At 46.5% G+C, this 4,041-nt stretch carries 5 protein-coding genes and 1 pseudogene; 3 read left to right on the top strand and 3 right to left on the bottom strand.

Annotated elements, in window-relative coordinates; all coding sequences use genetic code 11:
- Positions 1-256 (top strand): annotated as a pseudogene (locus tag RID09_RS17900) (RNA-guided endonuclease IscB); the annotation flags it as partial.
- Between the two features lie 54 nt (positions 257-310).
- Here RID09_RS17900 and RID09_RS17895 read toward each other — a convergent pair.
- Positions 311-481: a hypothetical protein gene (locus RID09_RS17895; RefSeq protein WP_446337285.1), complete on the bottom strand. Its 171-nt coding sequence runs from the start codon at positions 479-481 to the stop codon at positions 311-313.
- Positions 482-485: 4 nt separating this feature from the next.
- Between RID09_RS17895 and RID09_RS17890 the strand changes: the two genes are divergently transcribed.
- Together RID09_RS17890 and RID09_RS17885 are read left to right on the top strand one after the other, a co-directional pair.
- Complete coding sequence (locus RID09_RS17890; protein WP_446337284.1) at positions 486-1,796, top strand: Glu/Leu/Phe/Val family dehydrogenase; 1,311 nt, start codon at positions 486-488, stop codon at positions 1,794-1,796.
- A gap of 165 nt (positions 1,797-1,961) precedes the next feature.
- A complete protein-coding gene (locus tag RID09_RS17885; protein ID WP_446337283.1) occupies positions 1,962-2,318 on the top strand; it encodes a hypothetical protein in 357 nt (118 codons plus the stop codon).
- A 460-nt stretch (positions 2,319-2,778) separates the two neighbouring features.
- On the opposite strand, the gene aroF is transcribed toward RID09_RS17885, so the two are convergent.
- Together aroF and RID09_RS17875 are read right to left on the bottom strand one after the other, a co-directional pair.
- The gene (aroF, locus tag RID09_RS17880; protein WP_446337282.1) at positions 2,779-3,621 is read right to left on the bottom strand and encodes a 3-deoxy-7-phosphoheptulonate synthase; all 843 of its coding nucleotides are present in this window, start codon (positions 3,619-3,621) and stop codon (positions 2,779-2,781) included.
- Positions 3,622-3,838: 217 nt separating this feature from the next.
- Positions 3,839-4,041, bottom strand: a 203-nt coding sequence (locus RID09_RS17875; RefSeq protein WP_446337281.1) for a hypothetical protein, incomplete at its 5' end; no start/stop codon positions are given.

Here is a 4,041-nt window from a genome sequence, read left to right as displayed (position 1 = left end):
ATTAGCTGTCCGAAAAAGGGTAAAGGTTGTTCACGGGTTTCAAACTGGGGACATGGTGAGAGCTGTTGTTAGGTCAGGCAAAAATGTAGGTACTCATGTTGGGCGTGTTACGGTTCGAGCGACTGGGCAGTTTGATATTTCTACAGCTAAAAGCAAGCTTCAGATTATCAACCACAAGTACTGCCAACCTATTCACCGACAGGATGGATACAGTTATGCCGAGTTTTCCACCTTTGTCCACAGAATCACCGATTAGAGGCAACGCGATCGCTCGCGTCTAATATAAGTTTTGCTTAATCCAAACCAAAAATTACCCCACTGGCGCTGGAGTCTGATCATCAGGAACTTCAATCGTCAAGCCAGCAATGCTGAGGCTAACGCTGGTGATTGAGTTCCCCAGTTCAACCCAACCCCAGGGGGGATTTGCCTTGCTGTGAAATTCTCTCGCGTCGTCAATCCAATAGTCCAATAGGAGGAACAATGGAATGTCTGATTCATTATTAGCCGATGCTGGCACCAGATTGCAAGCCGCGATGAAACATGTCTTAATTTCTGAGGATGCGATCGCACGCTTAAAGCATCCCAAAATGAGCCTAAGTGTGTCCATACCGGTTCGCATGGATGATGGCTCATTACAAATGGTACAAGGGTATCGGGTGCGATATGATGACACCAGGGGACCCGGAAAAGGTGGTGTACGCTATCATCCCAACGTTTCCCTGGATGAAGTTCAATCCCTCGCCTTTTGGATGACATTTAAATGTGCCGTCTTAAATCTACCCTTCGGTGGTGCTAAAGGGGGAGTGACAGTAAATCCCAAAGCCTTATCCAAACTAGAACTCGAACGCCTCAGTCGCGGTTACATTGACGCGATCGCAGATTTTATCGGACCCGATGTTGATATTCTCGCCCCTGACGTTTACACCAACGCCATGATTATGGGGTGGATGATGGATCAATATAGTATCATCCGCCGTCAAATTAGTCCCGGTGTCGTCACAGGTAAACCCATTACCATGGGTGGAAGTGTGGGACGCGACGGCGCAACGGCGGCTGGGGCTTACTTTGTGATTGAATCCATAGCGCCTAAACTGGATCTGACTCCCCAATATACCACAATCGCGATTCAGGGATTTGGTAAAGCCGGGGCGGTATTGGCAGAATTGTTGGCAAAAGCCGGGTATAAAGTTGTCGCCATCAGTGATTCTCAAGGCGGAATTTATGCCAAAAAAGGCTTAGATATTCCCAGCATTCGTCAGTATAAAACCTCAAGTCAAAGCCTGCAAGCGGTTTACTGTCAAGACACCGTTTGCAATATTGTTGAACATGAACAGTTAACCAATGCGGAACTCTTAGCCTTAGATGTAGACATTCTGATTCCCGCCGCGTTGGAGAATCAAATTACTCAGGAAAATGTCAATGATATCCGCGCCCGATATATCTTTGAAGTGGCAAATGGTCCGATTACCTCCGAAGCCGATAAAGTTTTAGATAGCAAAGGGATTCTTGTCTTTCCCGATATTTTAGTCAATGCGGGAGGGGTGACGGTGAGCTATTTTGAATGGGTGCAGAACCGCAGTGGACTCTATTGGACATTGGCAAAAGTGAACGAGCATCTGAAACAGAAAATTGTGGAGGAAAGCCAACAGATCTGGTCAATTTCTAAGGAGTTAGCTGTTTCCTTACGAACCGCCGCTTACGTTCATGCGTTGAATCGGTTAGGGGAAGCTCTTAATGCTAAAGGAACCCGAAACTACTATGTCAATGGTCACATTCCTGTCGTGAATTCCCGGTAATTCAGGTAGTTATCAGTTATCAGTTATCAGTTATCAGTTATCAGTTATCAGTTATCAGTTATCAGTTATCAGTTATCGATCACTGTTCACTGTTTACTGTTTACTGTTTACTGTTCACTGACCACTGTTCACTGTTTACTGTTCACTGACCACTATGCTGGAAGCATGAGTGACAACAATCCTCAAATTGCCATTGTCGGGGCGGTGTTGGGAGGAATAGTCACAGCGATTGTCAGTTTCAAACTCACAAGTCGGTTAGTCGCCATTGCGATAACAGTGGCGGGAACTCTAGCGGGGTATGGGTTTGCATTTCTGGTGGGAACGAGTGCGATCGCGTTTTTAAGTGGGCAAAAGCTAAGTTTGGGAGTTGTCTGGAGTTGTTTATCGGTGAGTTTTCTCTGGCTGACGATGCACTCCCTGATCCTCGCCGTTCAAGAAATTAAAGATTTTTCCGGGACATGCTTTAGAGGTGCTGACTTGACGAATGCTGTGTTTGAGTCAAATCTGAGAGAAAAAAGCTAATTGCAGCAGTTCTAGTCTGGATAGGCAATTCAAGTGGATATAACAGTCAAATAAAAGAAGCAGTTGCAATCCCTCTATCTCTATTGATGGAGGTTGTCATCTGATTTCCAGACTATCCTAAGCAGTATCTCAGGGTACATCCCTGTTCATTAAATCTTTGAGGCTTAGCTATAATTTATGCAATATAGAACAACGATAGGGTGGTCGCTTTTTACTTCGGGAATCGTAACCCTCTTGCTCAAGAGTTTCCCTGGCAACTCTCTTTGGTGGGGAGTTGGTTTTCTAGTTATGGGAATAGTTATACTCCTTGTGCGGAAAGCAGTTTAGCGAATCCAGCCTGAAGGGGTGACAAAATGACAACATCCCGGAACGGGTTCCGGGATGAGAAGATCGCATTAGCCGAAAACTCAACTAAAAAATTAGATCCCTGTTTGGTTTGCGCGATCGCGAAAATTACAGATCAAGCTGACACAGCAGCTAAACTGGCTGGAATTTTTCGCCCGACGGCGGCGGCGACGGGGTGTAAGTTGTGAACCAACTGCACCATATCATCTAACGATAACGCTTGACGGGCATCAGATACGGATTTTTCCGGTTCTGGATGACACTCAATGATTAATCCATCCGCACCCACTGCGACAGCCGCTTTCGCTAAGGCGGGAATTAATTCCCGTTTGCCCGTCGCATGGGAAGGATCTACAATCACAGGTAATGAGGTCATCTGCTTGAGTGCCACAACTGCCCCTAAATCCAAAACATTCCGGGTATAGGTATCGAAACTACGAATCCCGCGTTCACACAGCACCACCTGAGAATTCCCATGACTGAGAATATATTCAGCTGCCATGACGAATTCTTCTAGAGTCGCCGCTAGTCCCCGCTTCAGCAGAATCGGTTTATTAACTTCACCCAAGGCTTTGAGTAAATCAAAGTTTTGCATATTACGACTACCCACTTGAAGCATATCAGCATGGGCAGCCACTAAATCGATTTGGGAAATGGACATGACTTCCGTCACCACAGGAATTTGATGACGCGATCGCACCTGAGATAATATCTCTAGTCCCTCTATCCCTAATCCTTGGAACGAGTAAGGAGAAGTGCGGGGTTTGAAAGCACCGCCGCGTAACCCTTGAACTGGGGCGCGTTGCAATTGAGTCGCAACCGTTTCCATCTGCGATTGACTCTCCACCGTACAAGGACCGGCAATTATCACCAGTTCCTCACCCCCGAAGGTGATACTATTCGACAGATGAACCAGAGTTGGGCGATCGGATTGAGTGGCAAGTGTAGCATTCAACATCAGACGAATTCCTTTATACAATCAGTGGACAACAAAAAAACCCGGTTTCTTGCGGGTTCCGGGTTCTGACAAAATTTAAACGCAGCATCACCTACCCGGAACCACTTCCGAACCAAAAAAAGTAAAATAAGGTAAACCAGTTATTCAGGTAGGTTGTCATCAGAACGCCTCCGTTGTGGGAAACCCCGTGTCCCTTCGCTTCACTCGAGGGCAAGCTTCAGACCGGGGATGAACGCGCGGTAGCGGTTTTAACCGCCTCTAATATTGAATTCCCCTTTCGGGGTGGAGGGGTATGGTTGCCCCTCCGGTTTTCACCCATTTCTGGGGTAAAGTTAGCCTCGCCAAGGTTATCGGTCGGTAACTGTCCAAAAAGCACTGTTTCAGTGACCTTAAAACTGTTTAACTTTTCGGTTCTAGAGC

Origin of the sequence: Coleofasciculus sp. G1-WW12-02 (assembly GCF_040219735.1) — a bacterium.
Taxonomy (GTDB): Bacteria; Cyanobacteriota; Cyanobacteriia; order Cyanobacteriales; family Coleofasciculaceae; genus Coleofasciculus.
This window is presented reverse-complemented; position numbering and strand designations above follow the sequence as displayed.